This is a genomic window from Aestuariimicrobium ganziense (assembly GCF_015352975.1).
GTDB classification, from domain to species: Bacteria; Actinomycetota; Actinomycetes; order Propionibacteriales; family Propionibacteriaceae; genus Aestuariimicrobium; species Aestuariimicrobium ganziense.
The window spans coordinates 18,383-42,564 of sequence record NZ_JACYIZ010000001.1 but is presented as its reverse complement, the minus strand read 5'-3'; the positions used below and the strand labels follow the sequence as shown (position 1 = coordinate 42,564).

The following is a 24,182-nucleotide window of genomic DNA, read 5'->3' as shown; positions in this document are numbered from 1 at the left end:
AACGTCGAACTGGAGGAGGCCGTCATGGGCAAGGGTGGACGCAAGCGTCGCGCTCGTCGCAAGAACGGCGCGAACCACGGCAAGCGCCCCAACGCCTGAGCCGCACGCGCCAAGACCTCGAACACCCCCGCCACCTCAGGTGGTCGGGGGTGTCTCGTTGTCAGGCGTGGAATGTGTCAGCCGTCGAAGTGGGTGACCCTGATGCTGGTGATCCGCATTCGCAGCGTCGAGGGGGCCTCGGCCGGCGGATGACATCGCCGCAGCAGAGCAGAAATGGCGTTCTCGACGTCGAAGCTGTCAAGGCAGGTCGCGCACGCCTGCAGGTGGGTACGAATCGTGTCGGCGGCGTTCTCGTCCAACTCGCCGTGCAGGAACTCCTGCAGGCTGCTCAGGGCGGCCACGCACTCATCGTGGGCCTGCTCGTCGTGGTGGGCACTGGGCATGTGGCTCATCAGCGGGGCCCCACTCCGATGCCCATGCCGGCGGCATGGTCGGCGAGCAGGTTGCGCAACTGGCTGCGTCCTCGGTTGAGCCGCGACATCACGGTGCCGATCGGCGTGCCCATGATCTCGGCGATCTCCTTGTAGGCGAAGCCCTCGACATCGGCCAGGTAGACCGCGTCGCGGAAGTCGGGCGAGAGCTGCTGCAGGGCGTCGACCACGACCTGGTCGGGCAGCGCGTCCAACGCCTCGATCTCGGCCGAGCGCAGGCCGGTCGAGCTGTGCCGCTCGGCCCGGGCGAGTTGCCAGTCCTCGACATCGGGACCACCGCTGGTCTGCGGCTGGCGCTGCGCCTTGCGGTAGGTGTTGATGTAGGTGTTGGTCAGGATCCGGTACAGCCAGGCCTTGATGTTGGTGCCGGGGGTGAACTGGGCGAACGAGGCGTAGGCCTTGGTGTAGGTCTCCTGCACCAGGTCTTCGGCGTCCGAGGGGTTGCGGGTCATTCGCAGCGCCGCGCCGTAGAGCTGGTCGAGATAACCCAGCGCATCGCGCTCGAACCGGGCGGTGCGCTCCTGGGCGGTCTCGCTGTCGAGGTCGACGACCTCGACCTGGTCGGGCGTGACGACCGCATCGGCCGACTGCGGACTGGTGGGCAGGCTCACGAGCCACGAGCCTACCGAAAGCCGTGGGGCACCGCCGATCGGCGCACTCGTCCCACCCCTGCTGGTGGCGTGCTCGACGACGGAGGTGGTCATGCCGGGCACAACACCGCCACGGCTGGGGCTATTCCCCCAGCCAGTCGATGACCGCCCCCCACAGCCGGTCCCAGGCGCCCTCGTGCTCGGGGTGCCGCTTGGGCACCCTCAGGTCGTGAGCAGCACCGGCGACCGCGACCACACGATGGCCGGTCCCGGCTCCGGCGCCCTGCAGTGCGGCGCGCACCTCCTCGTCCGAGCCGAACGGGTCACGCTCACCCTGGAGCGCCAGGCAGGGCACCTGCACCTGGGCGAGTTCGTCGATGCGTGATCGGTCGGGGCGGCCGGGTGGGTGCAGTGGGAAGGCCAGGGTGAGCACGTGCGAGGCAGCGACCGCGGCAGCGGTGCGACAGGCGACCCGGGCGCCGGCGGATCGTCCGCCCACGGTCAGGTCGATCTCGCCGAGCCTCCCGCGTAGCGCCTCGATCGCGGGCAGCCACCCCTCGTCCAGCACCGCGGGGCGAGGGGCGACGCGTCGTCCGGCGACCCGCCAGGGCTGCTCGTACAGGGCGACACCGACGCCGTGCTCGGGCAGTCGCTCGGCGAGGACGACCAGGTCGGGGGCCTCGATGCCTCCGCCGGTCCCATGCCCCAGGGCGAGCCAGCGCAAGAATCCCGCATCGAGAGGGTGATGCAGTGTCCAGCGACCGGTGCCGACGGGCGTCTGCACGTCGAGTTGGCGGCTCACCGCTCCTCCGGCAGGGGCTCGATCAGTTCGGGCCCGTCGTTGGTGACGGTGTTGACCAGTCGCGAAACGGCATGGGCGACCATCTCGCCCGGTTCGGGCACGTGCGCCAGGGCGCGCGCAGCCTCGGAGTCGGTCAGGTTCGGGTCGAGCCAGGCATCCCAGTTCTCATGCGCCACCTGCACCGGCATCCGGTCGTGGATGTGGCCGAGGTCGTCGCTGGCGCTGGTGGTGATGATGCAGGTGCTCACCAGCCACGCCGAAGGGTCGTCGGAGTCCAGTGTCGGGTCACGCCAGAACTCATACAGCCCTGCCATCACCATCGGTCCACTCACCGGGCGGATGTAGAACGGCTGCTTCACCGGCCGGTTGCGCTCCCCCACCACCGGGCTGCCGTCGGCGTGCAGCAGCGGGTACCACTCGTAGTAGCCGTCGGCGGGCAGCAGACAGCGTCGGGACGCGAAGGCCTTCGCGAAGCTGGGCTTGGCCGCCACCGTCTCGAACCGGGCATTGACCAGCGGCCGGCTCGAGGCCGGTCCGCCGCCGGCAGCGGGCTTCGTCCAACTGGGAACCAGTCCCCAACGCAGCCCGGTCAGGCGTCGGACGACCTCGCCCGAGGTCTTGTCGACGCGCTCGAGCACGCTGCTGACCTGGTCGGTGGGGGCGATGTTGTAGCGCGGAGCCTGCCACGGAGGAGGCTGCGGTAGGTCGGCGACGAGGTCGACCTCGAAGGTCTCGACGAGGTCGGCCTGTGCCGCTGACGCTGCGTACCTGCCACACACGTCGCCCACAGTAGCCCCACCCGGCAGGGTGGCCGCGTCGGTCACAGATTCACCCGCCTGCTCGCGCGACGACCCGGTTGCCGGTTGAATGGCTCCATGAGTCTGATCCGATTCGCAGGACGTGCCATGCTGGCCAGCTTCTTCGTCGTCAACGGCGCCAAGACGGCGATGAAGCCCGAGGCGCTGGTCGACAGCGCCGAGCCGATCGCCCAGAAGGTGGTGCCGCTCGCGCAGCGAGTCGCCCCGCCGACCGTGGCCCCCTACATTCCCAACGACACCACCCAGTTGGTGCGCCTGACCGGCGTCGCCCAAGTGCTGGGCGGCCTCGGACTGGCGACCGGCATCGGACGCCGGCCCGGTGCGGGCCTGCTGGCTGCCTCGATGGTGCCGCACGTGCTGGCCTCGCGCGCGCCCAAGACCGCCACCCCGGACGAGCGCAGCACCGCCCGTGGCCTGATGCTGCGCAACGTCGCCCTGTTGGGCGCTGCGTTGATCGCCGCCCAGGACACCGAGGGCAAGCCCAGCCTGGGTTGGCTCGCCAAGGACTCCTCGCGCCGACTCGGTGGCGCTGCCTCGCGGCAGAAGCGGGCTATCGGCAAGGACGCTGACCACCTGGCCAGCCAGGCCAAGCTGCGCATGCAGTTGGCCAAGAAGCAGCTCGAGAGCGCGGTCAGTTGAGCCCTGGCAGTGCCGCGGGAGCGTGGCCGGCGCCACGCTCGCACCGGTCGCTGGACGCCTCGGTCCGTGTTCCCGGATCGAAGTCCGAGACCAACCGCGCATTGTTGCTGGCGGCACTGGCCAACGGCCCCAGTCGGCTGCGAGGCGCGCTGGTGAGCCGCGACTCCGACCTGATGCGGGCCGCGTTGGCCCAGTTCGGTGTCGAGGTCGACACCAGCGAAGAGACGTGGACGATCACACCCCCGGCCACGCTGACCGTGCCCAAGCAGCCAATCGACTGTGGCCTGGCCGGCACGGTGATGCGCTTCATCCCTCCCCTGGCCGCGCTGACCGGGGGCACCGTGGTGGTCACCGGCGACGAGGAGGCCTTCGCCCGGCCGATGGCACCAGTGCTGCAGGGCCTTCGTCAACTGGGCTGTGAGATCGACAGCGACCACCTGCCGCTCACCCTCACCGCACCGGACGAACTCGGCGGACCCCGGGTCGAGATCGACTCATCGGCCTCCAGCCAGTTCATCTCCGCACTGCTGCTGTGCGCCCCGAGGTTCCCCCACGGCATCGAGGTCGTGCACACCGGTGAGCAGATGCCCTCGATCCCCCCGATCGAGATGAGCGTCGAGATGCTGCGCGAGCGCGGGGTCGAGGCCAGCCGCAGCGGTGAACGCCGTTGGCAGGTGCTGCCCGGGCCGGTGCAGGCCCGCGACAGCGTGGTCGAGCCCGACCTCACCGGCGCCTCGGTGTTCGTCGCAGCCGCCGCGCTCGCGGGTGGTGAGGTCACCATCGCCGACTGGCCCTCAGAGACCACCCAGTCCGGAGCACTGCTGCTCGGGGTGCTCGACCAGATGGGCGTCGAGCACGAGCTGAGCAGTGACGGCCTGGTCGTCCGCGCCGGAGCACCATTGCGGGCGGCCACGATCGACCTGCGAAACGCCGCCGACCTGACACCGGTCGTCGCAGCCATGGCGGTCTTCGCCGAGGGCACCACGACCATCACCGGTGTCGCCCACATCCGGGGTCACGAGACCGACCGACTGGCCGCACTGGCCACCGAGTTCTCCAGGATGGGTGTCGACATCACCGAGACCGACGACGGGCTGCGGATCGAGGGCTGCGGCCCTGATGGCACCGGGCTCACCGGGGGCGAGTTCCGCACCTACGCCGACCACCGCATGGCCCACGCCGGTGCGCTGGCCGGGTTGGTCGTCGACGACGTCGTCCTCGACGACGTGACCTGCACGTCGAAGACGATGCCCACGTTCCCCACGCTGTGGCGCGACCTGGTCGGGGACCAGGCGTGAGCCCGCGCACCACCCGCGGCCAGTTGGGCCACCGGCTCGACCAGGACGAGCACGCCGGCTTCGACCGTCCGGGCAAGCGCACCCGACCGCGCACCAAGGACCGGCCAGACTACTCGTCGCTGCCGATCGGCCGGGTGATCACCGTCGACCGGGGCCGCTACCGCTGCATCGTCGACGACGTCATGGTCACCGCCACCAAGGCCCGGCAGCTGGGCCGCAAGGCGGCCATCGTCGGCGACCTGGTCAGGCTCGACGGTGACGTCAGCGGCGCCGAGGGCACCCTCGCGAGGATCGCCGAGGTGGCCGAGCGCACCACCGTGCTGCGCCGCACGGCCGACGACGACGATCCCTACGAGCGTCCGATCGTGGCCAACGCCGACCAGTTGATGATCGTCACCGCGCTGGCCGACCCCCCACCTCGGATGGGCATGATCGACCGGATCCTGGTCGCCGGCTACGACGCCGGGATCGACCCGGTGCTGTGTCTCACCAAGGCCGATCTGGCCAGCCCTGACGAACTGATCGCCGCCTACGCCCCGCTCGACGTGCCGATCGTGGTGGTCGAGCCCGACGCCGACCTCAGTGCGGTCCACGAGGTGCTCGCCGGACGGGTGACGGTACTGGTCGGGCACTCCGGTGTCGGCAAGTCGACCCTGGTCAACGCGCTGATCCCCGGGGTAGACCGGGCGATCGGTGAGGTCAACGAGGTCACCGGGCGGGGCAAGCACACCTCGACCAGCGCCATCGCCCTGGAACTGCCGGCCCTCGACGACCAGGAGCCGGGCTGGGTGATCGACACCCCCGGTGTGCGCTCGTTCGGCCTGTCGCACGTCTCCCAGGCTCGTGTGCTGGCCGCCTTCGGCGACCTGGCCGAGCACACCGAGGACTGCCCACGTGGCTGCGACCACAGTTCGCGGGCCACCGAGTGCGGGCTGGACGAGGCGGTCGCCCGCGGCGAACTCGCACCTGCCCGGCTGGAGTCCTTCCGCCGGATGGAGCAGGCAGGCCGCGGCCCCGAGTGGTGAGCGGCCGCGGAGAGTTCGCGTCGATAGAGTGACGAGCATGACGAGCCGGGACTTCACCGACGACCTGCGCCTTGCGCACCTGCTGGCCGACAACGCCGACTCGGTGTCGATGCAGCGGTTCAAGGCGCAGGACCTGGTGGTCTCGACCAAGCCCGACTCCACCTGGGTCAGCGACGCCGACACCGCCACCGAACAGGCGATCCGTCGCACCCTGGCGAAGGCCCGTCCTCGTGACGCGGTGCACGGCGAAGAGGGCGACGACACCGGCTGGGGCCCCCGGCGCTGGATCATCGACCCGATCGACGGCACCAACAACTTCGTGCGCGGCGTGCCGGTCTGGGCCTCGCTGATCGGTTTGCAGGTCGATGGCGAAATGGTCGCCTCGGTGGTCTCGGCGCCGGCCCTCAACCGGCGCTGGTGGGCCTCCAAGGGCGGCGGCGCCTTCACCGGGTCGACGCTGCTTCGACCCAACCCGATCAGGGTCTCGAAGGTGTCCACGATCGCCGACGCGTCGCTGAGCTACTCCTCGATCGGTGGCTGGATCGAAGCCGGCCGAGGCCAGCAGTTCGTCGACCTGATGCGCGACTGCTGGCGCACCCGGGCCTACGGAGACTTCTGGAGCTACATGCTGGTCGCCGAGGGCGCGGTCGACATCGCCTGCGAACCAGAGCTGGCGCTGCACGACATGGCCGCACTCGAACCGATCGTCACCGAGGCCGGGGGCCGGTTCTCGGCGATCGACGGCACCGCCGGGGTCGAGGGACCCGGGGCGCTCGCCACCAACGGGGTGCTGCACGACCTCGCGCTGGCCGCACTCGCCGTCGAGGATTGAGCCCCGTGCGGCTCAGCCGCGCCTGGTGTCAGCTCAGCACGCGGGTGCGCACGGTGTCGGGCAGGGCCTCGAGCTCGTCGTGCAGTCCCTCGGGCAGCGCCGACACGTCGGTGATTGCATAGCCCAGCGCACCGTGGGTGGCCAGCGTCTGGAACTCGATGTTGGCGCCGTGGTCACTGAACAACTGGTTCAGCGTCGCCATCACGCCGGGCACGTTGCGGTGCAGGCAGACCACCCGAGTGGTGCCGCTGTGCTGACCGACCTGGATCTGGGGCAGGTTGACGCTCATCAGCGTCGACCCGTTGCGCGCGAAGTCGGCCAGCTTGTTGGCGACATAACGGCCGATGTCGACCTGCGCCTCCTGGGTGGACCCGCCGATGTGCGGGGTGAGGATCACGTTCGGGATGCCCTGCAGGGGGTCGACGAACGGGTCACCGGAACTCTTGGGCTCCTCGGGGAAGACATCGACCGCGGCCCCGGCGATGTGCCCACTGCGCAGGTTCTCGACCAGGGCGTCGTGGTCGACGACCATGCCGCGGCACAGGTTGAGGAACAGCGACCGCGGACGCATCTTGGCGAACTCCTTGGCGCCGAAGAAGCCCTTGTTGCTGGCCCGGCCGTCGACGTGCAGCGAGATCGTCTCGCACTCGGCCAGCAACTCCTCCAAGCTGTTGCACTTGCGCGCGTTGCCCAGCGCCAGCTTGTCGGCGACGTCGTAGAACATCACCCGCATGCCCAGGGCCTCCGCCAGTACCGACAGCTGGGCGCCGATGTTGCCGTAGCCGACGATGCCCAGGGTGCGTCCACGGATCTCGTGGGAGCCCCTGGCCGACTTGTCCCAGACCCCGGCGTGCATCTGGGCGTTCTTGTCAGTGAGGTGGCGAGCCATCGCGATCAGGTCGGCAATCACCAACTCGACCACGCTGCGGGTGTTGCTGAACGGGGCGTTGAACGCGGCCACGCCTCGTTCGGCCGCCGCGGCCAGGTCGATCTGGTTGGTGCCGATGCAGAAGGCCCCCACCGCCCCGAGGGTGTCGGCGGTGGCGTCGAGCACCCGTTCGGTGACCTGGGTGCCCGAACGGATGCCGAGCAGGGCGACACCCTCGAGGGCTTCGATCAGCTCGTCCTCGGGCAACGCACCGGCCCGGGTCTCGACCTCGAACCCCGACTCGACCAGGATCCGCTCGGCCTCGGGATGGATGTTCTCCAGGAGCAACGCCTTCACGACGGGCAAGTCTAGGCCGGCCCGCGCGGCGGTCGCGCAGAGTCTCAGGTGACCGCCAGCCGCGGCATGGCGGCGAGCAACTCCTTGGTGTAGGGATCGGACGGGGCGTCCCAGACCTGTTGCAGCGGGCCATGCTCGACGATGCGTCCCTGACGCATCACCGCCACCCGGTCGCAGACGTGGCGCACCACCGCCAGGTCGTGGCTGACGAACAGCATGGTCAGGTCCTCCTGCCTGACCAGGTCGGTGAGCAGGTTGAGCACCTGCGCACGCACCGAGACGTCCAGGGCCGAGACCGGCTCGTCGGCGATCAGCACCCGCGGACGAGGCGCCAGGGCGCGCGCGATCGCGATCCGCTGCCGCTGCCCACCGGAGAACTCGTGCGGGTGCCGAGGCGCCATCTGTGGTTCGAGGCCGACCAGTTCGAGCACCTCGGCCACCCGGGCTCGCACGTCACGGGGGGTGTCGGGCAGGCGACGGATGAGCCGTGAGGTGAGCGGCTCGGCGACGATCTCACCGACCCGCATTCGGGGGTCGAGCGAGCTGCGCGGGTCCTGGAAGACGATCTGCACCTGGCTGCGCAGCGTCGCCAGTTGCTTGGACGAGGCCCTGGTCACGTCCTGCCCGTTGAACCAGACCTGGCCCGAAGTCGGCCGGTCGAGGGCGGCCAACAACCTGATCAGCGTGGTCTTGCCCGACCCGGACTCCCCGACGATCCCCAACTGGTCACCACGGTGCACCTCGAGGTCGATGCCGTCGACCGCCCGCACCACGCGGCCGTCCCGGCGGAACTCCCTGGTCAGACCGGCCGCCCTGAACAACGGGCCCTCAGTTCCAGGTGTGGTCATGAGGCGCCCCCGTCCCGGGCGAAGTCGTCGACCAACGGCAGCCGGCTGCCCGGCTCGGCGTGCTCCAGGCTGGCCACGGCCACCAGTCCACGCGTGTAGGGCCGCTGGGGGGCGCCGAGCACCTGCGCGGTGGTGCCCTGTTCGACCAGGCGGCCGTGGCGCAGCACCGCCACCCGGGCGCAGACCTGCGAGACCACCGCCAGGTCGTGCGAGATGAACAGACAGGCAGCACCGGCGTCGTCCAACCGTTCGTCGAGGGTGGCCAGCACCCGAGCCTGCACGGTGACGTCGAGCGCGGTGGTCGGCTCGTCACACACCACCAGGTCGGGCCGGTTGACCAGTGCCATCGCCATCAGCACCCGCTGGCGCTGCCCGCCCGAGAGCTGGTGCGGATAGGAGTCGGCGATCCTGACCGGATCGGCCAGACCCACCGCGGCGAGCATCTCGAGCACCAGTGGACGTGAGGCACCCCGCGCCATGCCGCGGTGCAGCCCCAACACCTCCGCGACCTGGCGCCCGGCCTTCATCAGCGGGTCGAGCGCGGTCATCGGCTCCTGGAACACCATCGAGAACTCCTGGCCGCGCAGCTTGGCCAGTTCGCGGTCGGGCAGGCCGAGGATCTCTCGTCCCTGCCACCGCACCGACCCGGTGACCGTCGCGGTCTCGGGCAGCAGTCCCAGCACCGCCAAGGCGGTGACCGACTTGCCCGAGCCCGACTCCCCCACCAGACCGAGCCGGTCACCCTCGTCCAAGGTGAGCGAGACCCGGTCGACCGCCAGCGTGCGGTGTCGACCGAACCGGACGGACAGGTCGCGCACCTCGAGCAGGGCACTCATTCGGCGACCTCCTTCAGCCGGGGGTCGAGCAGGTCGCGCAGGCCGTCACCGAGCAGGTTGAAGCCGAGCACCGCCCCGGCGATCGCCACCGCCGGCGCGATCGCCAGGTGGGGATCGTTGAGCAGGTGGCGCTGCGCGTCGTAGAGCATGCGTCCCCAGGTCGGCACCTCCGGAGGGGTGGCCAGCCCGAGGTAGCTCAGTGCGGCTTCAGCCAGGATCGCCAGTGCGAAACTCACCGACGCCTGAACCCCGATCAGCGGCGCAATGTTGGGCAGCACGTGCCGCCAGGCGATCCGCAGCCAGCCGATGCCGCTGACCCGGGAGGCGGTGATGAAGTCCTGGCTCATCACCTGCAGCACCCCGGCGCGAGCGATCCGGGTGAACACCGGGATGGTGGCGATGCCGATGGCCAGCATTGCGGTCGTGGTGGACGACCCGAGCGCCCCGGCGAACAGGATGGCCAGCAGTACCGCCGGGAAGGCGTAGAGCACATCGGTGGCGCGGACGACGACGCGACCCAACCACCCCGAGTTCATTCCGGCGACGATGCCCAGCGGCACGCCGACCAGGGCGGCGATGCCGACCGCGAACACCCCGACCAGCAGCACGCTGCGGGCCCCGGCCATGATCCTGCTGAGGATGTCAATGCCGAAGGCGTCGGTGCCCAGCCAGTGCGTCGCCGAGGGCGACAGCAGCCGGTCGCCGGGAACCACCCGGGCCGGGTCGTAGGGAGTCCAGACCAGGCCGACCAGCGAGACCATCAGCACCAGACCCACCAGCACGGCGCCCACGACCAACGACGCCCGGCGCATCATCGCTGCTCCTTGGCCCGGATCCGCGGATCGAGCACCGCCTGCAGCAGGTCGACCACGGTGTTGACCACGAGCACGGCCACCACCAGCAGCATCACCACGCTCTGCACGACGATGAAGTCACGTTGCACAACCGCGCGGAGCACCATCGACCCCAGACCCGGCAGCACGAAGACGTTCTCGACCACGATCGCCCCGACGAACAGGCTGGCCACCTGCAGGCCAAGGACCGTGACCAGGCTCAGGCCCGCCTGTCGCATGCCGTGGCGCCACAGGGCGGCGAGCTTGGTCCATCCCACGGAACGAGCGGTGGTGATGTGGTCCTCGGTGAGCACCTCGACGAAGGCCGAGCGCACGTAGCGCACCAGCAGGGCCCCCTGCACCAGCACCAGCGAGACCACCGGGAGCACCAGGTGGCGGGCCCATTCGCCCGGATCGCGGGCCAGCGGCACGTAGCCATTGGCCGGCAGCCATCCCCACCGCACCGCGACGACGAGTACGAGCAGGATCCCGGCCAGGAAGGCGGGCACGGCCATGCCGAACTGGCTGAGCGCGTTGACCGCGAACCCGTCCCAGTGGCGACGTCGCAGCGCCGACCACATGCCCAGCGGCAGTGCCACCAGGATCGAGCCCAGAGTCGACCACAACACCAACCAGCCAGTGACACGGATGGGTCCGGCGACCAGGTCGGTGACCCGCAGCCCCGACAGGGCCGAGGTGCCCAGGTCGCCGCGCACCATGTCGCCCACCCAGTCGAGGTAGCGGACGACCCAGGGCCGGTTGAGGCCCAGTCGCTCGCGCAGCGCCTCGATCTGGGCGGGGGTGGCGCGCTCCCCCAGCATCACCTGGGCGAGGTCGCCGGGCAGCGCTTGGACGACCAGGAAGATCAGCACCGACGCGCCTGCCAGACTCAGCACCAGCGTCAGCAGCCGGCCGAGCACCACCCGGGGCACGGTCAGCCGTTGCGCGAGGCGATGGTGGTGACGTCGAAGCTCAGCGTGGTGGCGTTGACGTTGACCCCCGACAGGTCGGCCTTGCAGACCACCAGGTTCGGGAACAGGAAGAGGAAGTCGGCCACGGCGTCGTCGGCCAGCACCTTGCCGGCCTGCTTGAGCTTGTCGACCATCTCGGCCTCAGGGGCCTCGTCCGCCTCGACCACGAGGGCCTGGAACTCGGGGTTGTCGTAGCGCCAGTAGTACTGGGGGTTGGCCCAGTTGACCAGGTCGCGTGGTTCGACGTGGGCGACGATGGTCATGTCGTAGTTGGCCTGGGTGTAGACCTGCTCGATCCAGGTGGTGAAGTCGAGTTCCTCGACCTGGACGGTGATCCCCACCTCCTTGAGCTGGCTGGCCACGACCCTGGCCGCCGACGGGGCGTACGGCAGGGCGGGCACCCTCAGCCGCAGGGTGATGTTGGTGACGCCGGACTCGCTCAGCAACTGGGTGGCGACCGCCGGGTCGTAGGGGTAGGTCTGCGACAGGTCCTCGAACCAGGGGTCGGTCGGGGGCACCATCGACCCGATCAGCGTGCCCTTGCCTGCCCAGACGGTGTCGATCAGCCCCTGCCGATCGATCGCATGGTTGATGGCCTGGCGCACCTTGAGGTTCTTCAGCGGCTCGCTGGAGTGGTTGAAGCCGAGCACGACCTCACCATTGGTGGTGCCCTCGATCACGGTGTAGGTCTCGGTGTCACTGAACTGCGGCAGCGACTCGGGCGCGGTCACGTCGGAGATGATGTCGATGTCACCGGCCAGCATGGCCGAGGTCAGCGCCTGCGGGTCGGGGAAGTAGCGGAAGGTCACCGTGCCGAACTTGGGCTGGTTGCCCCAGTAGTTCTCGTTGCGTGGCAGTTCGATCGAGCTGCCACGCTGCCACGCGCCCACCGTGTAGGCGCCCGACCCCTTGGGTTCGGTGGCGATGGACGACAGGCTCTCGGGGTCGAGGATGGTGCCAGCCCGGCCGGCCAGGTTGTAGAGCAGGAAGTTCGAGGGGCGGCTCAGGGTCAGCTGCACCACACCGGGCTCGGGGGTCTCGACCGCTTCGACGACCTCGAGGTCGGCGGCATTGGCGGCCGAGGCGCGGTGGTGCTCCAGGCTCTGGACGACGGCCTCTGCAGTCACCTCGGCCCCGGAGGAGAACCGGATGTTGTTGCGCAGCGTGAACGAGTAGGTCAAACGGTCGTCCGACAGCGACCACGCGCTCGCCAGCAGCGGCTTGAGTGTTCCCTCGGAGTCGATCTTCACCAAGGTCTCGAGCACGTTGTACAGCAGCAACTGCGGCACAGCGGCCTTGGCGTTGTTGGCGATGTCCAAGGTGTCAGGCTCGGCGGTCGCGCCGACCACCAGGGTGGTGCGCGGCCCGCTGCCGTCGCTGGTCGCCGACCCCCCGCCGTTGGGCGAGCGGCCCTGGTCGCCGGTGCAGGCGGACAACGACGCCAGGGCCCCGATCGCTGCTGCTCCGAGCAGTAGGCTCCGGCGGTCAAGACTGAACTGGGCCATGGAGGTGAGGTCCCCTCGTTCGAGTGCCCCTGCCAGCCGGGGCCGTCCGGCGACAACCATACAGGCCCACACCCACTGACCAGCGCGTACGCGGCAGCCGATGGACCTGGTGGGCTGATTTGGCCCCACCTGCCGGGCACGGTAGAGTAGGGGGAGCGACGCGGGGTGGAGCAGCTCGGTAGCTCGCTGGGCTCATAACCCAGAGGTCACAGGTTCAAATCCTGTCCCCGCTACCAAGAAGGAAACGTTAGAACCTGCAGCCTGAGAAGGCTGCAGGTTTTTTCGTTCCCAAGCGAAGAGGCCACCGGGGCGCTCACGGTGCAGGAAGGTCCGACTGAAGTAGCGCACGACTCCGTGCCGCTCGGATGGTCGGTCGGGTGTCGAGTCCTCCTGAAGTGCAGCGACAGGATTCTCGTCGAGCATCGGACGGAAGACCCGTCGCAGGTCACAGCCAGCTACTTCATCATCTTGGATATAGATGCGCTCGAGCACCGCCTGGTTGAGGTCACGCCGGATCTGCGGATCGTCGCAGCCGAGGTAGCGACCGTGGGCCCTATCGAGATGCTGGACTGCGACGTCCAACGCAGCGTGGAGACGTTCGTCGTCCACCTCGGCCTGAGCCAACTGGGACTTAATCACCCCACGCTCAACGGCGATTCTGCTCTGCTCTTCCTTCAGGAGATCCACAGGCAGGGCATCCGCGTAGTAGGCCTGCATCAGCTTGTCCGCCTCCGATTGCAGTTGCGCAAGACGCCGCTGCGCGGCTTCTCGTGCCGCACGCTTCTCGTGGAGGGAGTTGTTCACGTGTTCGGTGAGGATGTGGCGAACCTGAGTCAGCTGGCTCGCTTCGAGTTCGACCGTCGCCCAGTGATTCTCGATGAGCCGTTCAAGATGGTGGGCCTGGATCGCGACGAAGGTGCAGCCGTTCTTCCGGGATTGGCGCCCGAGGCAGTAGAAGTACTCGTTATGGTGCACCGAACGATGATCACCGTCGGCGTCCTGACCACCTAGAGGCGACGATCCAGCCGACTACGGCCTGCCCCGTGCCTCTACAGTTGATGATGGCGAAGTAGTCCATGTCGGCGGCTGACTTGAGCCGGCCTAGTCGCTCAGTCCAGCAGCCACCCGGGCACGCACGAGAGCGGATGGATGGTCGACGAGCGACCGCAGCAGTGCGCGCTGCAGATTGTTGGAAGGCATATCCAGCAGGTACGCAGTCACGTGTTTAGCCGTCAACGGTCCTCCAGCCTCGACTAATGCTTGTACTCTCGCAGAGAGTTCCGCATTGTCTTCCTCGCCTGCAAGCCACTTGGCCAGGCCCACGATCGCGGCCGTGCGTACTTGGGGCTCGGAGTCGCGGACTAGTGAGACCAGCAGATTCTGATCTCCATTTGCACGCCGATCGCCTGCACAATTGGCGGCTACCTCTCGGTCACCGGGTGTCCCAGAAAGCAAACCCTGCATCGTCAAATCCGTCAGCTTCTCCGGGAAGAATTGGAATAAAGCGAGTTTAGCGGCCGATTGCGGGCTCGCGTTGGATGGAATGAAGGCAGTATCACGTTCATAGGCTGGTCTGCGAGCAATTCCTTCGAGAATAGGCTCGAGGCGCATCCTCTCGGGAGCTGGAAGTTGCTTCGCGACCCTTCCCAAGATGCGCAGTGTGCCGAGGATGTGACTTGGGTGGGACTTCGGCTCGGACAGAAGCGTCCACACTGTATCCCAATCGGCAACGTTCAGATGCCAAGCATTCAGTACGACTAGCGCTTCACCGAGTTCGGGTCCCCCGAAACTGTACATTCTGCTGCGAGCTTGTGCAATCTGGGTTTCTATCCGAGAAACAAGGTGTGTTATCGCATCGCGAGCCACGTCCTCCGGCAGCTCAGTGACCCTGCCAAAGTTGCCCAGCGCAGTGAGATCTCCCAGTCTGATTTTCTCTTGAAGCCCAATTCTGAAGTCCGGATCGCTCGCCGCGAGAACACCATCGATATCGTCTTGAAGCTCCCAATTGTCATCGCTTCGGGCGGACAAGCGCGAGAGGTCATCGTCGGACCAGTCATCCTCTCCCACGAGAGCGATAATTCGTCCATAGCCGCCTGCCAAGCTCTGGTCCTCGATGACCGGGAGACTCAGGAGGTGGTCAATGACTTGACGTCTCATCGGTGGAGAGATGCTCCGCATCAACCCACCAAGGGCTTCCAGCAAGGAAACTTCGATCAAGAACATTGGCTTCAGACGTTCACGCAACTCGTCAGGATTCCCAAGTGAAGAGACCAACCATGCTGCATGTCGATCAGCGTTCGCAGTGTCGGCGAAATCTCCGGCGTAGCGTAGGAAGGCGAGCGCCGACTGGAGACATGACCTCGGGGTCGACCCCAAGTCCAGACGAGCAGTCAGGGCCACGAGCGGCTCTGCAGGACCATCGTCACCCAACTTACGAGTTGCCAGCACCAACTCCTTCTTGGCACCTGCCCTGAGCAAGTCCGTCAGCGACTCCAAGATGACCTCAGTATTCGTTGAGGTCGCCTTCATCAGTTCCCGGCGCGCGAGTAGAGACATCGTGTGCCGCCAACCACCCTGGTCCGCACCTAATCCGGCTAGAAGAGTCGCCGAACGAATGCTCGTCCACACCGTGTCCGCGGCGGCCCACGTGACACTTGAATCTCGTCCCCAACCGTTGAACTGTTCATTGAAGTGCTTCTCAAGACCGCTGGCGATGGTCTGAGACCGCCACCAGCGAGTCGAGGTGTCAATAGACTGAATCAGCTCGCCGACGTCCCGGATACCAAACCCGCTCATGTCGAATACGAGAATGGTGCTGACGGCGACAAGCGCTGTGGCGGTAGGATCGCTCGGCGCTACGGCTCGAAGTTTCTGCACTTCGAGGGCAAGGTCTCGAGCTTCCTCTAGGTGGCCCAACTCAACCAGGCAACGCGACTCGTGGCTCCTGAGCCACGCAAGATCGACCGTGCCGAGCCCTTCTCGAGACCTCACAGCGCGGACAGCAGCGAGAGCTGCTTCAGGCTGGCCGTGCTCCATCAACGCTGCTGCTTGCACGACCGCCGTCGCCGCAAGATGGCGGTCGTCCGCCGATTCGGGGAGATTACCGAGGCTGGCTAGGTCGCCCGATACCGCCCAATTCCACATGGCATCGAATAGATCCCACAAGTAGGAATCGAGATCAGCGACTCCTTCGGTATCCTTGCGCTTGCCAGGTGAAGCTACATTCCTAAGATTACTGAATCGACCCTGCATCAGCATTGCTATGGCTTCCGTGGCATCAGGAAGCACTTCGCCCCTATTTGGGTGTGGCGCAACCAGGCGAGGGGCCATCAACGCGTACCTAAGGCGGTCAGACTGCGAGACTTTCCAAATGGCTCCCCAGGCGCTGCCATCGAGGCTGACCGCCTTGGCAGGACTGGTAGCAACAGACGTGAGGGCATCACGGCTTCCTTCCTCAACTCTCTGCGAAGCAGGGACGAGGATCTTGTTACCTTTGCCGGTTGATTGAATGGAATTTGAGGTCACGTGAACCCAGTAGGACGTCTTGGCCGTGGCATCGCGCAGCACAAGGATGTGCGGAGTCGTGTGTTCACTCCAGTAGTCGAAGTGGCTGTCGTCTTCTTCGGCGTACCACCAGCCGACGACGTCGCCCGACTCGTCGTCCTTCTTTGCGCTCTTGAAATAGGACTCGCCCGTCTTGACTTGAGCACCGACGAGCGCACCCAAATCGAATCGGTTCTTATCTCTAGCCATCAGCCAGAGATCTGTACCGAGGTCGTGCTCCGGATTGGGGACGGCACCCCAACCCAGTTCTTCGAACTCGCCCTTCACGAACGATTGGCCGGACGTGCCGGCCGCCTCGTTCTGGGGTGCGCGCATTTTGGTACCTATGACGACCACTCCTCCTGTGCGAGCGGTGAGCCATTGAGCTGTTCGCGTCGGCTACGCCAGTCAGGCAGGGACTTGTCCATCAGTTGAGTGAAGCGCTCGCCATGGTTGCGCTCGAAGTAGTGAGCCATCTCGTGAACGACGACGTACTCAAGGCAGTCGGGGTGTTTCTTTGCTAACTCCACGTTGAACCACAGGTGCCGGGTCTCCCTGTTGCACGATCCCCATTTTGTCTTCATACGTCGGATTGTCCACTTGGGGACTGACACTTCCAACTTCTGCTCCCAAGTGTTTATGACTGCGGGAATGGCTTCACGCAGCTGTCCTCGGTACCACTGATCGAGTGCCGTGCGGCGTTGCCCGGCTGTGGTCTGGCCGGACGTGTAGAGCAGCAATCGGTCACCGTCAACTTCGAGATGGGTGCGGCCCGTTCGCTCGACAACCCTCAATCGTTTCCGGAGACCCCAGACGTAGTGGGACTCTCCAGTGATCATCTCTCGTTCCGTCTGACGCGGCGCAGCCTTGAGCTGCTCGCGCTGACGCTTGATCCATGGCAGTCGCTGGATCACGGCGAGTCTGACCTGGTCGTCGTTCAGCCGCGTAGGTGCAGCCACGCGCACACGTCCGAGCGGTGGGTAGACGCCGATGTGAAGATTCTTGATGTCCTTGTAGATGACGTCGATCTCTATACCCCGAATGGTCAGGTAAGCACTAGCTGTACTCACGGCGCGCCTTCACCAGTTCGAAGAGTTCGTTGAGTTTGGCCTCGTCAAAGCGGTCGCGGAGGTTGGAGCGGATAGCGTTCTTGACCTTGCGCTCCTTGATCGGGTTGCCAACCCAAGCGTCGGGCTTGGTGTGCCGAACGATGGTGTCGATCTCGATCGCGAGGTGGTCGTCGGGGAAGAAGAAGTCGATCAAGGCGCGCTTGGCGCCGTTGTCCGCCCAGTCCGGATACTTGGTGTCGGACTCCTTCGTGCCGAGCTGCTTGGCAGCATCGAGCAACCTGGCGAGGTATTCCTGGTAGTCGATCGCCTGCTGGCGTCGCTCCTCGATGAGGGCGTCCAGTAGTTCGCTCATCTTGTCGTAGTACTTCGGGTTCATCGCGCGCTCATCGATGATCACCTTGCGCATGTTGTTGGCGATCGTCTCGGCCACTGCCTCAGGGCTGTTCTTGATGCCCGCAGGCAGCTTGTCGATCGCACCTGCGCCGAGCTTGACGATGAGGTCGATGAGTCCCGTGTCTTCGAAGTTCGAGACGGTCTCGGATGCGCTGGCCTGAATGTAGGTGTCGAGGAGGAAGCGCATGCCGGCTTCGTATTGTTTGAAGTCGACGTCTTCACCGGCTCCGAGCTTCACCTCTGCGCGCACATCGACGTAGTGGGCGATCTCCTTCTTGATCGTTGCCGCCTCGGCCTCGCTGTAACCCGCTTCGGTCATCTCGTTGGCGAGGTTCGCGAAGGCCCGCGTCACCGCGGCGACTGCCTTGTAGAGCTCAACGCGCTTAGGTTCGTTCGCCTTGAGTTGCTCGGCGTTACCTTGCTCCATCGCACAGAAGTACTGCTGGTACTGCAGCGTGTTCTTCGGTGGGGCGACGGCCTCCACGAGGGCGCGGATCCGCTCCAACGCGTCATCGAGGTCTTCACGTGCCTTCTCTATACGGTCGCTGAGCAGCCCTTCGATGTCCTTCTTTTCGTAGCCGTCCAGAGCCCCCGACGTGTAGTCCGTGATGGCGTCCTCGAGCGAGTTGAAGAGGTCTTGGTAGTCGATGACGTAGCCGTAGTCCTTGTCGTCACCGTCGAGACGGTTGACTCGGCAAATGGCTTGGAAGAGGCCGTGATCGCGCATTTTCTTGTCGATGTAGAGGTAGGTGGCACTCGGAGCGTCGAACCCGGTGAGCAGCTTGTCAACCACGATCAGGAGTCGCATCTGACCTGGGTTCTCGATGAACTGCTTCTTGACAGCCTTCTCGAACTCCTCGACCTTGTTGACAGCGACGTCTTCGGGTTCGTCGAAGTAGTCGGCAAGCATCTTGCGGTAGATGTCGTACTGGCGGATTTTCTCGGTCTTTCCTTCGCCGGAGTCTTCCTTGGAGATGTCGCTGGCATTGGGGACGTAGCTGGTGACGATCGCGCACTTGCCCTTGAAGCCGGCGTTGCAGAACAGCTCGTAGAACTTGCAGGCTTGGTAGATGCTGCCGCCGACAAGCATCGCGTTGCCGTGCCCGTCCATCAGGCGCGGCTTGGTCTCCATGTCGAGCAAGATGTCGTTGACGATCTGCTTGGCGCGCGGCTCACTGGAGACGACCTTCTGCATGGTGCCCCAGCGCTTCTTGAGCTCGGCCTTCGACAGATCGGTCATGCCCTTGGTCTTGACCTCGAACCACTTGTCCACTTGTGCCGGCGACGTCAGGTTCTGGTCGATGTTGCGGGCCTCATAGCGAAGATCCAGTACGACGCCATCTTCGACGGCCTCGTCGAACTTGTATGAGTGGATGAAGGAGCCGAAGGTCTCAATGCTGGTGGCCTTGTCGGCCTTCAGGAGCGGGGTGCCAGTGAAGCCGATGAACATGGCCTCCGGCAGGAGCTGCTTCATTGCCGTGTGCATCTTGCCGGACTGGGTGCGGTGAGCCTCGTCGACGAAGACGAAGATGTTGCCCTTGGCTTTGAAGTCCTTAGGGATCTTGGCGTTCAGTTCGGCGATGAAGTCCTCGCCAGCCTCGTCAATTGCCTGGTCGTCATCGCTGCCTCGGAACTTGTGTACGATGGAGCAGATCAGCCACTCCTGTGTCTGATTGATCGTGCCCAGTAGGTCGGCGCCACTCGATGTTCGGTAGATCTGCTCGTTGACGCCGTTGAACACCTTCTCAATCTGGTCATCAAGCTCGGTGCGGTCGGTGATCAGCAGAACCCTCGAATCGTCCTGATGTTCGCGAATCCACTTGGCGAGCCAGACCATCGTCAGGCTCTTGCCCGAGCCCTGGGTGTGCCAGATGATGCCGCCTTCGCGCCTGGCTATGCGGTCTTGGGCAGCTTTGATACCGAAGTACTGGTTGTGCCGCGGGCCCTTCTTGATGCCTGCGTCGAAGACGATGAAGTCGTGGATCAGTTCAAGGAAGCGGGTCTTGTCGCATAGCTGCAGCAGGGCACGGTCGAGGGGATCGGCAACCTCTGACGGCTCCTTCCACTCCAGCCAATACTTCTCAGGGGTGTCGATGACGCCGTAGCGCAGCCCCTCGACGTCGTTACCCGCGAAGACGAACTGCACGGTGGAGAAGAAGGGGCGGATGAACTCGGGCTTCTGGTTGCCGATGGTCTGCCGGATCCCCTCGGTGACAGACACCTTTGATCGCTTGAGTTCGATGGTCGCTAGGGCGATGCCGTTGACGTAGAGCACGACGTCAGGGCGCTTGGTGTGCTGACCGAGCACGGTGACTTCTTCGACCACGACGAAGTGGTTAGCGTCAGGGTGCGCCCAGTCGATGACCCAGACGGTCTCGGTCTGCTCTCCAACGCCGGGCTTGACCTTCACGCCATACCGCAGCAGTTGGTACACGTCCCGATTGGCCTCGTACAGGTCATGGCCAGCGCCGACCGAGGCAGCCTTGCCGAGCTGATCGACGGTGCGGGTGATCAAGCGGTCGTCGTAGCCACGAGCCTTGAGGTTTTGAACGAGCAGGTCGGTCTCGATGTTCGAGTTGCCGTTGCGGTACTCCCAGTTGCCGAGGTATTCGTAAGCGAGCTGGTCACGAAATAGCTTGACGACGCGCTCCTGCGCTTTCCGCTCGATCTGTCCGACGTCGCTCATGATGCGCCCTCCACGGGCAGGCGAACGCGCCCAGTCAATAGTTGCTGCATCATCCCGGTCTTGATGGCGCGCGCCTTCGCTAGGCGACTCTTCAGAGCGTCAAGCTCGGTGTCAGCGCTGCGCAGAGCTTCACCAATCGCTTGCTGTTCGCGCAAACTCGGCTCTGCAAGCGGGATTCCGGCGACCTTCGTGGCGCTGATCTCTAGGAAGGTGCTGCCAGCCGAACGGCTCTCAAGTTCTGCGTGGTTCTGCTGTACCCAGTAGTAGAGGAACCAGGTTGACCTGCGATCCCTCGGGATCATCGACGCGAAGCCCTGATTAGTGGCGACCGGAACCGCAGCGACTGCGCAGTGTCCGATGCTGGCGCGCGATGTGACTAAGACGGACCCTTCCGGAAGAAGTGTGGCCGCTGACCTAGCGAGCCCAAATTGCGTGATCGCGCGCGCGGAGGACGAGACGAGACCAGACCCCTCGGACTTGATCTCAGCAGGAGTAAACCACGGGATGTCACCGTTCCAGTACGCACTGACCCGCGTGGACGGCGTCCCTCCGCCGGTAACACGCGCGACAGCACCGATTATTGAGTCAGTCCATGCACTGTCAAACCCTGGCAGGCGCGTGCGGCCGGTCAGGAGCTCCTGCATCATGCCCTCCTTGATCGCATGCTTCTTTGCAGCAAGGCGTTCGAGCATGGCGATCAAGTCATCGACGTCTTGGAGCGCATCTGCCGCGCGTGTCTGCTGTGCTTTCGGAGGCAAGTTCAGTTCGAAGTGCCGCATGTCAGCCGCGTAGAGGTGATAGACCGTGCTGCCACGGACGAGCTTGAGCACCTGATTCGCGTCGTTCCGGATGGCATAGGCAAGGTACCTGGAATCTATGCTGGCGCCATCAGGCCTAATCACGAGAATGTCGCCGCCGAGCGTCACGCCGTCCTGGAGGATCGCCGAGGCCTTGGCCAGGCCACGCGGCGTGACATCGGACGTCGGCATAAGAACATCTCCTGCGATCGAGGTGACCGGAAGATCAGCGTTGGTGCGACTTATGGGCGCATTGATGACAGCGCCGTACTTCGTGAACAGCTCGCCGTAATGGATGCACGGAACCCTGCCGTCTGATTGCAGATCTGACTTAGGAAGCCCGGCTCCCTTTCGAAAGCTCGCGAGACTGCCGAGTGCGACGGTCGAACTCATCAATTCACCCCCATGGCGGCGAGGTGCTCACCAACTCTGGCTTCGAGCTTCTCCAACACGGCGTCAAGTTCTCCAACAGTCTCAGCATAGCGATCGCCAAGCTGCTGGATTCTGGCTACTAGATCGAGGGTGAGCGCGTTAGCTTCGCCCACGACTCGGTTGCGAACCGTTGCCATCCATTTGTCGTCAAGCACCAGGCTCTTCACGTCGTCTTCGACAAGCTCGCCGTACTTCTTGAGGGTGGCCAAGTCGAGCGCAGCCTGGGCGTCCTTGACTTCCTTCTTGGCTGCAGCCTCGGCGTCGTAGAGTCTGACGGCCTGTTGCAGGGACTTGACTTCCTCCAGATCGGAACCTTCACGCTTAGCGACCCGCAGGCGAGCCACGACAAGCGCCTTCGAGATCTTGTCGTCATCCATCGCCTCAGCGAGTAGTCCCTCCTCCACGGCGTGTTCATCCAAGTACACCTCGACGGCGCGCGCGGCTTCGTCGGCGGCTGCAGTGAGCTCGTCGACCTTGACCTGCTCGACGGCGAAGTAGCGAGCCACGATGAGTGAGGGTGGGATGAGATCCATCTTGTACTTGGTCGCGCTCCGGCCAGAACCGACCACCAGATCTGCCGTCTCCGAAAGCTTGCGCTCCTTGTCCTCGATGGTCTTGCGTGGCTTCGCGGCACTCAGCCATCCCTCGTTCATGACGAGGAAGACGTCGTCGTGCATGGTGCCGTGCCAGTAGTCCATGAGTTGCTCGTAGACGTCGTACTCGTCGAGGAGCGACACGGGCCTAAAGCGCACGAGCAAGTCGTCGCCGATGCTGGCAATAAGGTCATTGGGCCGGGTATCGGCGTCGATCGTGGCGAGAGTGTCGCGGTGAGCAGTGAACCAGTCGACCGTGAGCTGCTTCGCCTCGGTGGCGAACTTCTGAAACTCAGTCGAGTCGATGATGGCCTGCTGCACCTGGCCCACGTCGATCGTGAGGTCGCTATATCCGGATCGGTTCGGCTCAAAGAGTTGGCTGCGGAGCTGAGGGAACGCGTCCCAGTACTCGCTGAGGGCATCGAGATCCCTGTCAGGGATGCCCCCGTGTAGATGGGCATGAAGATCCTGGAGGTCCTCGGGATCCGAGGAGTCGATGTAGCGCGGGATGTTGAGGTTGTAGCCGTTCTTCGAATCAGCGATCTCGCTCATCGACACCATGCGCGAGTAGCGGTCGATCTCGATCTGCTTGTTGAACGTGTCCACGATCTTGTGGATGTCCTGGCTGCGAAGGCGATTCTTGTTACCGTCCTTCTTATAGCCCTTGGACGCGTCGATCATAAAGACGCCGGTGCGAGCGTGGGCGTTCTCCTTGTCGAGTATGACGATGCACGCAGGGATGCCGGTACCATAGAAAAGGTTGGCGGGAAGCCCGATGATGCCCTTGACGAAGCCTTGTTTCAGCAGCCGAGTACGGATCGTGCCCTCTGTGCCGCCCCGGAACAAGACGCCGTGAGGGAGGATGATAGCCGCCTTGCCGGTGCTCTTGAGTGACGTGAGTGCATGCAACAGGAAGGCGTAGTCGCCGTTCTTCTCCGGCGGACGACCGTACTCGAACCGGTTGTAGTCGTTCTCGAGGCCGTTATTCCATGATTTTATTGAAAACGGCGGGTTCATGACGATGTAGTCGAAGGTTCGCAGCCGATCACCCTTGGTGAATTGCGGGTTGGTGATCGTGTCGCCCTTCTCGATCTCGGCGATCTCGTTGCCGTGCAGGATCATGTTCATCTTCGATAAGGCCCAGGTGGCGTTGTCCTTCTCCTGGCCGTAGATCGTCATGCCGCGGGGAGCCTCAGCGGCAGCCTTGAGGAGCAGCGAGCCTGATCCACAGGCAGGGTCGTAGACAGTCTGGTCCTGTCGCGTGTTCGGTCCGATGCCGACGACTTTGGCGAGGATGCGGGAGACCTCGGCCGGGGTGTAGAACTGGCCCTTGCTCTTGCCGGACTCGGTAGCGAAGTGCCGCATCAGGTATTCGTAGGCGTCGCCAAGGAGGTCGTCGCCCTCGGCGCGTGAACCACGGAAGTCGAGGTCGTTGAAGATCGTGACGAGTTTGGAGAGGCGGTCCTGCATCTCCTTGCCCTTGCCGAGCTTCTCCTCGTCGTTGAAGTCGGCCTGGTCGATGACGTTACGCAGGCCGTTGGCCTCGGCAAGCTTGGCGATGATCTTGTTGAAGCGATCGCCGATCTCCTTGTCGCCCTTGGCGGCGAGCATGTCATCGAAGGAACCGCCAGCAGGTACATCGATCAGACTATTTGGATCCGTCTTGGCTTTGTCGGAGACATACTTCACAAACAAAAGCGTCAGGATGTAGTCCTTGTACTGACTGGCGTCCATACCGCCGCGCAGCTGATCACAGCTCGCCCAGAGAGATGCGTAAAGATCGGACTTCTTCAGAGCCACTGCTGGTCTTCCTAATGTTGTGTCATTGCGCATGTTCTATATACATTCTACCCTATTTACGAACATGCGTACGAAAATCGACTAGCGAAGCGCCTCGCCATGCGTCAATCCCCAGTATGGCAGAGCAGTAGACGGAGCGACCGAGTGCCTGAGCG

21 protein-coding genes and 1 tRNA gene are annotated in these 24,182 nt (G+C 64.9%); 7 read left to right on the top strand and 15 right to left on the bottom strand.

All coding sequences use genetic code 11. The annotated features are described in order from the left end of the window. Positions 1 to 24 precede the first annotated feature (24 nt). The gene (locus IE660_RS16505; protein WP_407928980.1) at positions 25 to 99 is read left to right on the top strand and encodes a 50S ribosomal protein bL37; all 75 of its coding nucleotides are present in this window, start codon (positions 25 to 27) and stop codon (positions 97 to 99) included. A gap of 77 nt (positions 100 to 176) precedes the next feature. On the opposite strand, the gene IE660_RS00195 is transcribed toward IE660_RS16505, so the two are convergent. The 4 genes from IE660_RS00195 to IE660_RS00180 all read right to left on the bottom strand — a co-directional run bounded on the left by IE660_RS00195 (position 177) and on the right by IE660_RS00180 (position 2,662). Further along, the gene (locus IE660_RS00195) at positions 177 to 452 is read right to left on the bottom strand and encodes a zf-HC2 domain-containing protein (RefSeq protein ID WP_235996671.1); all 276 of its coding nucleotides are present in this window, start codon (positions 450 to 452) and stop codon (positions 177 to 179) included. Continuing rightward, on the bottom strand, positions 452 to 1,096 hold the full coding sequence (locus tag IE660_RS00190) for a sigma-70 family RNA polymerase sigma factor (RefSeq protein ID WP_235996741.1): 645 nt from the start codon (positions 1,094 to 1,096) through the stop codon (positions 452 to 454). The genes IE660_RS00195 and IE660_RS00190 overlap by 1 nt, the downstream gene beginning before the upstream one ends. Positions 1,097 to 1,223: 127 nt before the next feature. Continuing rightward, positions 1,224 to 1,805, bottom strand: a complete 582-nt coding sequence (locus IE660_RS00185) for an alpha/beta hydrolase family protein (RefSeq protein WP_235996669.1) — start codon at positions 1,803 to 1,805, stop codon at positions 1,224 to 1,226. Positions 1,806 to 1,879: 74 nt separating this feature from the next. After that, positions 1,880 to 2,662: an SOS response-associated peptidase gene (locus IE660_RS00180; protein ID WP_203566321.1), complete on the bottom strand. Its 783-nt coding sequence runs from the start codon at positions 2,660 to 2,662 to the stop codon at positions 1,880 to 1,882. A 96-nt stretch (positions 2,663 to 2,758) separates the two neighbouring features. On the opposite strand from IE660_RS00180, the gene IE660_RS00175 reads away from it, so the two are divergent. From IE660_RS00175 to IE660_RS00160, 4 genes are read left to right on the top strand one after another with little or no spacing between them, the layout of a single operon-like run. Further along, on the top strand, positions 2,759 to 3,340 hold the full coding sequence (locus tag IE660_RS00175) for a DoxX family protein (RefSeq protein WP_203566320.1): 582 nt from the start codon (positions 2,759 to 2,761) through the stop codon (positions 3,338 to 3,340). Beyond that, positions 3,337 to 4,638 carry a 3-phosphoshikimate 1-carboxyvinyltransferase gene (aroA, locus tag IE660_RS00170; protein ID WP_407928971.1) on the top strand — a complete coding sequence of 434 codons (1,302 nt, stop codon included), beginning with the start codon at positions 3,337 to 3,339 and terminating at the stop codon, positions 4,636 to 4,638. Before IE660_RS00175 ends, aroA begins: the two co-directional genes overlap by 4 nt. After that, positions 4,635 to 5,663, top strand: a complete 1,029-nt coding sequence (gene rsgA, locus IE660_RS00165; RefSeq protein ID WP_203566319.1) for a ribosome small subunit-dependent GTPase A — start codon at positions 4,635 to 4,637, stop codon at positions 5,661 to 5,663. The genes aroA and rsgA overlap by 4 nt, the downstream gene beginning before the upstream one ends. 37 nt (positions 5,664 to 5,700) lie before the next feature. Then, positions 5,701 to 6,495, top strand: coding sequence for an inositol monophosphatase family protein (locus IE660_RS00160; protein WP_203566318.1), 795 nt, complete (start codon positions 5,701 to 5,703; stop codon positions 6,493 to 6,495). 28 nt (positions 6,496 to 6,523) lie between these two features. On the opposite strand, the gene serA is transcribed toward IE660_RS00160, so the two are convergent. The 6 genes from serA to IE660_RS00130 are packed head-to-tail and all read right to left on the bottom strand — an operon-like array spanning position 6,524 to position 12,713. Further along, positions 6,524 to 7,720: a phosphoglycerate dehydrogenase gene (gene serA / locus IE660_RS00155; protein ID WP_203566317.1), complete on the bottom strand. Its 1,197-nt coding sequence runs from the start codon at positions 7,718 to 7,720 to the stop codon at positions 6,524 to 6,526. Between the two features lie 44 nt (positions 7,721 to 7,764). Further along, positions 7,765 to 8,568, bottom strand: a complete 804-nt coding sequence (locus IE660_RS00150; protein WP_203566316.1) for an ATP-binding cassette domain-containing protein — start codon at positions 8,566 to 8,568, stop codon at positions 7,765 to 7,767. Then, the gene (locus IE660_RS00145; protein WP_203566315.1) at positions 8,565 to 9,404 is read right to left on the bottom strand and encodes an ATP-binding cassette domain-containing protein; all 840 of its coding nucleotides are present in this window, start codon (positions 9,402 to 9,404) and stop codon (positions 8,565 to 8,567) included. Before IE660_RS00145 ends, IE660_RS00150 begins: the two co-directional genes overlap by 4 nt. After that, positions 9,401 to 10,216, bottom strand: coding sequence for an ABC transporter permease (locus tag IE660_RS00140; protein ID WP_203566920.1), 816 nt, complete (start codon positions 10,214 to 10,216; stop codon positions 9,401 to 9,403). The genes IE660_RS00145 and IE660_RS00140 overlap by 4 nt, the downstream gene beginning before the upstream one ends. Continuing rightward, positions 10,216 to 11,175, bottom strand: a complete 960-nt coding sequence (locus IE660_RS00135) for an ABC transporter permease (protein ID WP_203566919.1) — start codon at positions 11,173 to 11,175, stop codon at positions 10,216 to 10,218. Before IE660_RS00135 ends, IE660_RS00140 begins: the two co-directional genes overlap by 1 nt. Further along, positions 11,172 to 12,713 (bottom strand): ABC transporter substrate-binding protein, encoded by a 1,542-nt coding sequence (locus IE660_RS00130; protein WP_203566314.1) that lies wholly within the window; start codon positions 12,711 to 12,713, stop codon positions 11,172 to 11,174. The genes IE660_RS00135 and IE660_RS00130 overlap by 4 nt, the downstream gene beginning before the upstream one ends. 159 nt (positions 12,714 to 12,872) lie before the next feature. Here IE660_RS00130 and IE660_RS00125 point away from each other — a divergent pair. Next, positions 12,873 to 12,949: transfer RNA gene (locus IE660_RS00125), tRNA-Met, on the top strand. A gap of 82 nt (positions 12,950 to 13,031) precedes the next feature. After that, entirely contained in the window at positions 13,032 to 13,724 is a 693-nt protein-coding gene (locus tag IE660_RS00120) for a hypothetical protein (protein ID WP_203566313.1), read from the top strand. A gap of 90 nt (positions 13,725 to 13,814) precedes the next feature. On the opposite strand, the gene IE660_RS00115 is transcribed toward IE660_RS00120, so the two are convergent. Genes IE660_RS00115 through IE660_RS00095 form a run of 5 tightly spaced genes read right to left on the bottom strand, consistent with a single transcriptional unit; the run spans position 13,815 to position 24,027 of the window. Then, on the bottom strand, positions 13,815 to 16,592 hold the full coding sequence (locus IE660_RS00115) for a DUF4365 domain-containing protein (RefSeq protein WP_203566312.1): 2,778 nt from the start codon (positions 16,590 to 16,592) through the stop codon (positions 13,815 to 13,817). Between the two features lie 8 nt (positions 16,593 to 16,600). Further along, positions 16,601 to 17,326: a M48 family metallopeptidase gene (locus IE660_RS00110; protein WP_203566311.1), complete on the bottom strand. Its 726-nt coding sequence runs from the start codon at positions 17,324 to 17,326 to the stop codon at positions 16,601 to 16,603. Continuing rightward, positions 17,313 to 20,405 carry a type I restriction endonuclease subunit R gene (locus IE660_RS00105; RefSeq protein ID WP_203566310.1) on the bottom strand — a complete coding sequence of 1,031 codons (3,093 nt, stop codon included), beginning with the start codon at positions 20,403 to 20,405 and terminating at the stop codon, positions 17,313 to 17,315. Before IE660_RS00105 ends, IE660_RS00110 begins: the two co-directional genes overlap by 14 nt. After that, positions 20,402 to 21,595 carry a restriction endonuclease subunit S gene (locus tag IE660_RS00100; protein ID WP_203566309.1) on the bottom strand — a complete coding sequence of 398 codons (1,194 nt, stop codon included), beginning with the start codon at positions 21,593 to 21,595 and terminating at the stop codon, positions 20,402 to 20,404. The genes IE660_RS00105 and IE660_RS00100 overlap by 4 nt, the downstream gene beginning before the upstream one ends. Then, the gene (locus IE660_RS00095; protein WP_203566308.1) at positions 21,595 to 24,027 is read right to left on the bottom strand and encodes a type I restriction-modification system subunit M; all 2,433 of its coding nucleotides are present in this window, start codon (positions 24,025 to 24,027) and stop codon (positions 21,595 to 21,597) included. The genes IE660_RS00100 and IE660_RS00095 overlap by 1 nt, the downstream gene beginning before the upstream one ends. Positions 24,028 to 24,182 lie beyond the last annotated feature (155 nt).

Coding starts and splice junctions, on each gene's coding strand:
- IE660_RS00145 (WP_203566315.1), bottom strand. CDS start 9,404: ATGAGTGCCCTGCTCGAGGTGCGCGACCTGTCCGTCCGGTTCGGTCGA.
- IE660_RS00130 (WP_203566314.1), bottom strand. CDS start 12,713: ATGGCCCAGTTCAGTCTTGACCGCCGGAGCCTACTGCTCGGAGCAGCA.
- IE660_RS00115 (WP_203566312.1), bottom strand. CDS start 16,592: ATGCGCGCACCCCAGAACGAGGCGGCCGGCACGTCCGGCCAATCGTTC.
- IE660_RS00105 (WP_203566310.1), bottom strand. CDS start 20,405: ATGAGCGACGTCGGACAGATCGAGCGGAAAGCGCAGGAGCGCGTCGTC.
- IE660_RS00195 (WP_235996671.1), bottom strand. CDS start 452: ATGAGCCACATGCCCAGTGCCCACCACGACGAGCAGGCCCACGATGAG.
- IE660_RS00160 (WP_203566318.1), top strand. CDS start 5,701: ATGACGAGCCGGGACTTCACCGACGACCTGCGCCTTGCGCACCTGCTG.
- IE660_RS00140 (WP_203566920.1), bottom strand. CDS start 10,216: ATGCGCCGGGCGTCGTTGGTCGTGGGCGCCGTGCTGGTGGGTCTGGTG.
- IE660_RS00100 (WP_203566309.1), bottom strand. CDS start 21,595: ATGAGTTCGACCGTCGCACTCGGCAGTCTCGCGAGCTTTCGAAAGGGA.
- IE660_RS00150 (WP_203566316.1), bottom strand. CDS start 8,568: ATGACCACACCTGGAACTGAGGGCCCGTTGTTCAGGGCGGCCGGTCTG.
- IE660_RS00175 (WP_203566320.1), top strand. CDS start 2,759: ATGAGTCTGATCCGATTCGCAGGACGTGCCATGCTGGCCAGCTTCTTC.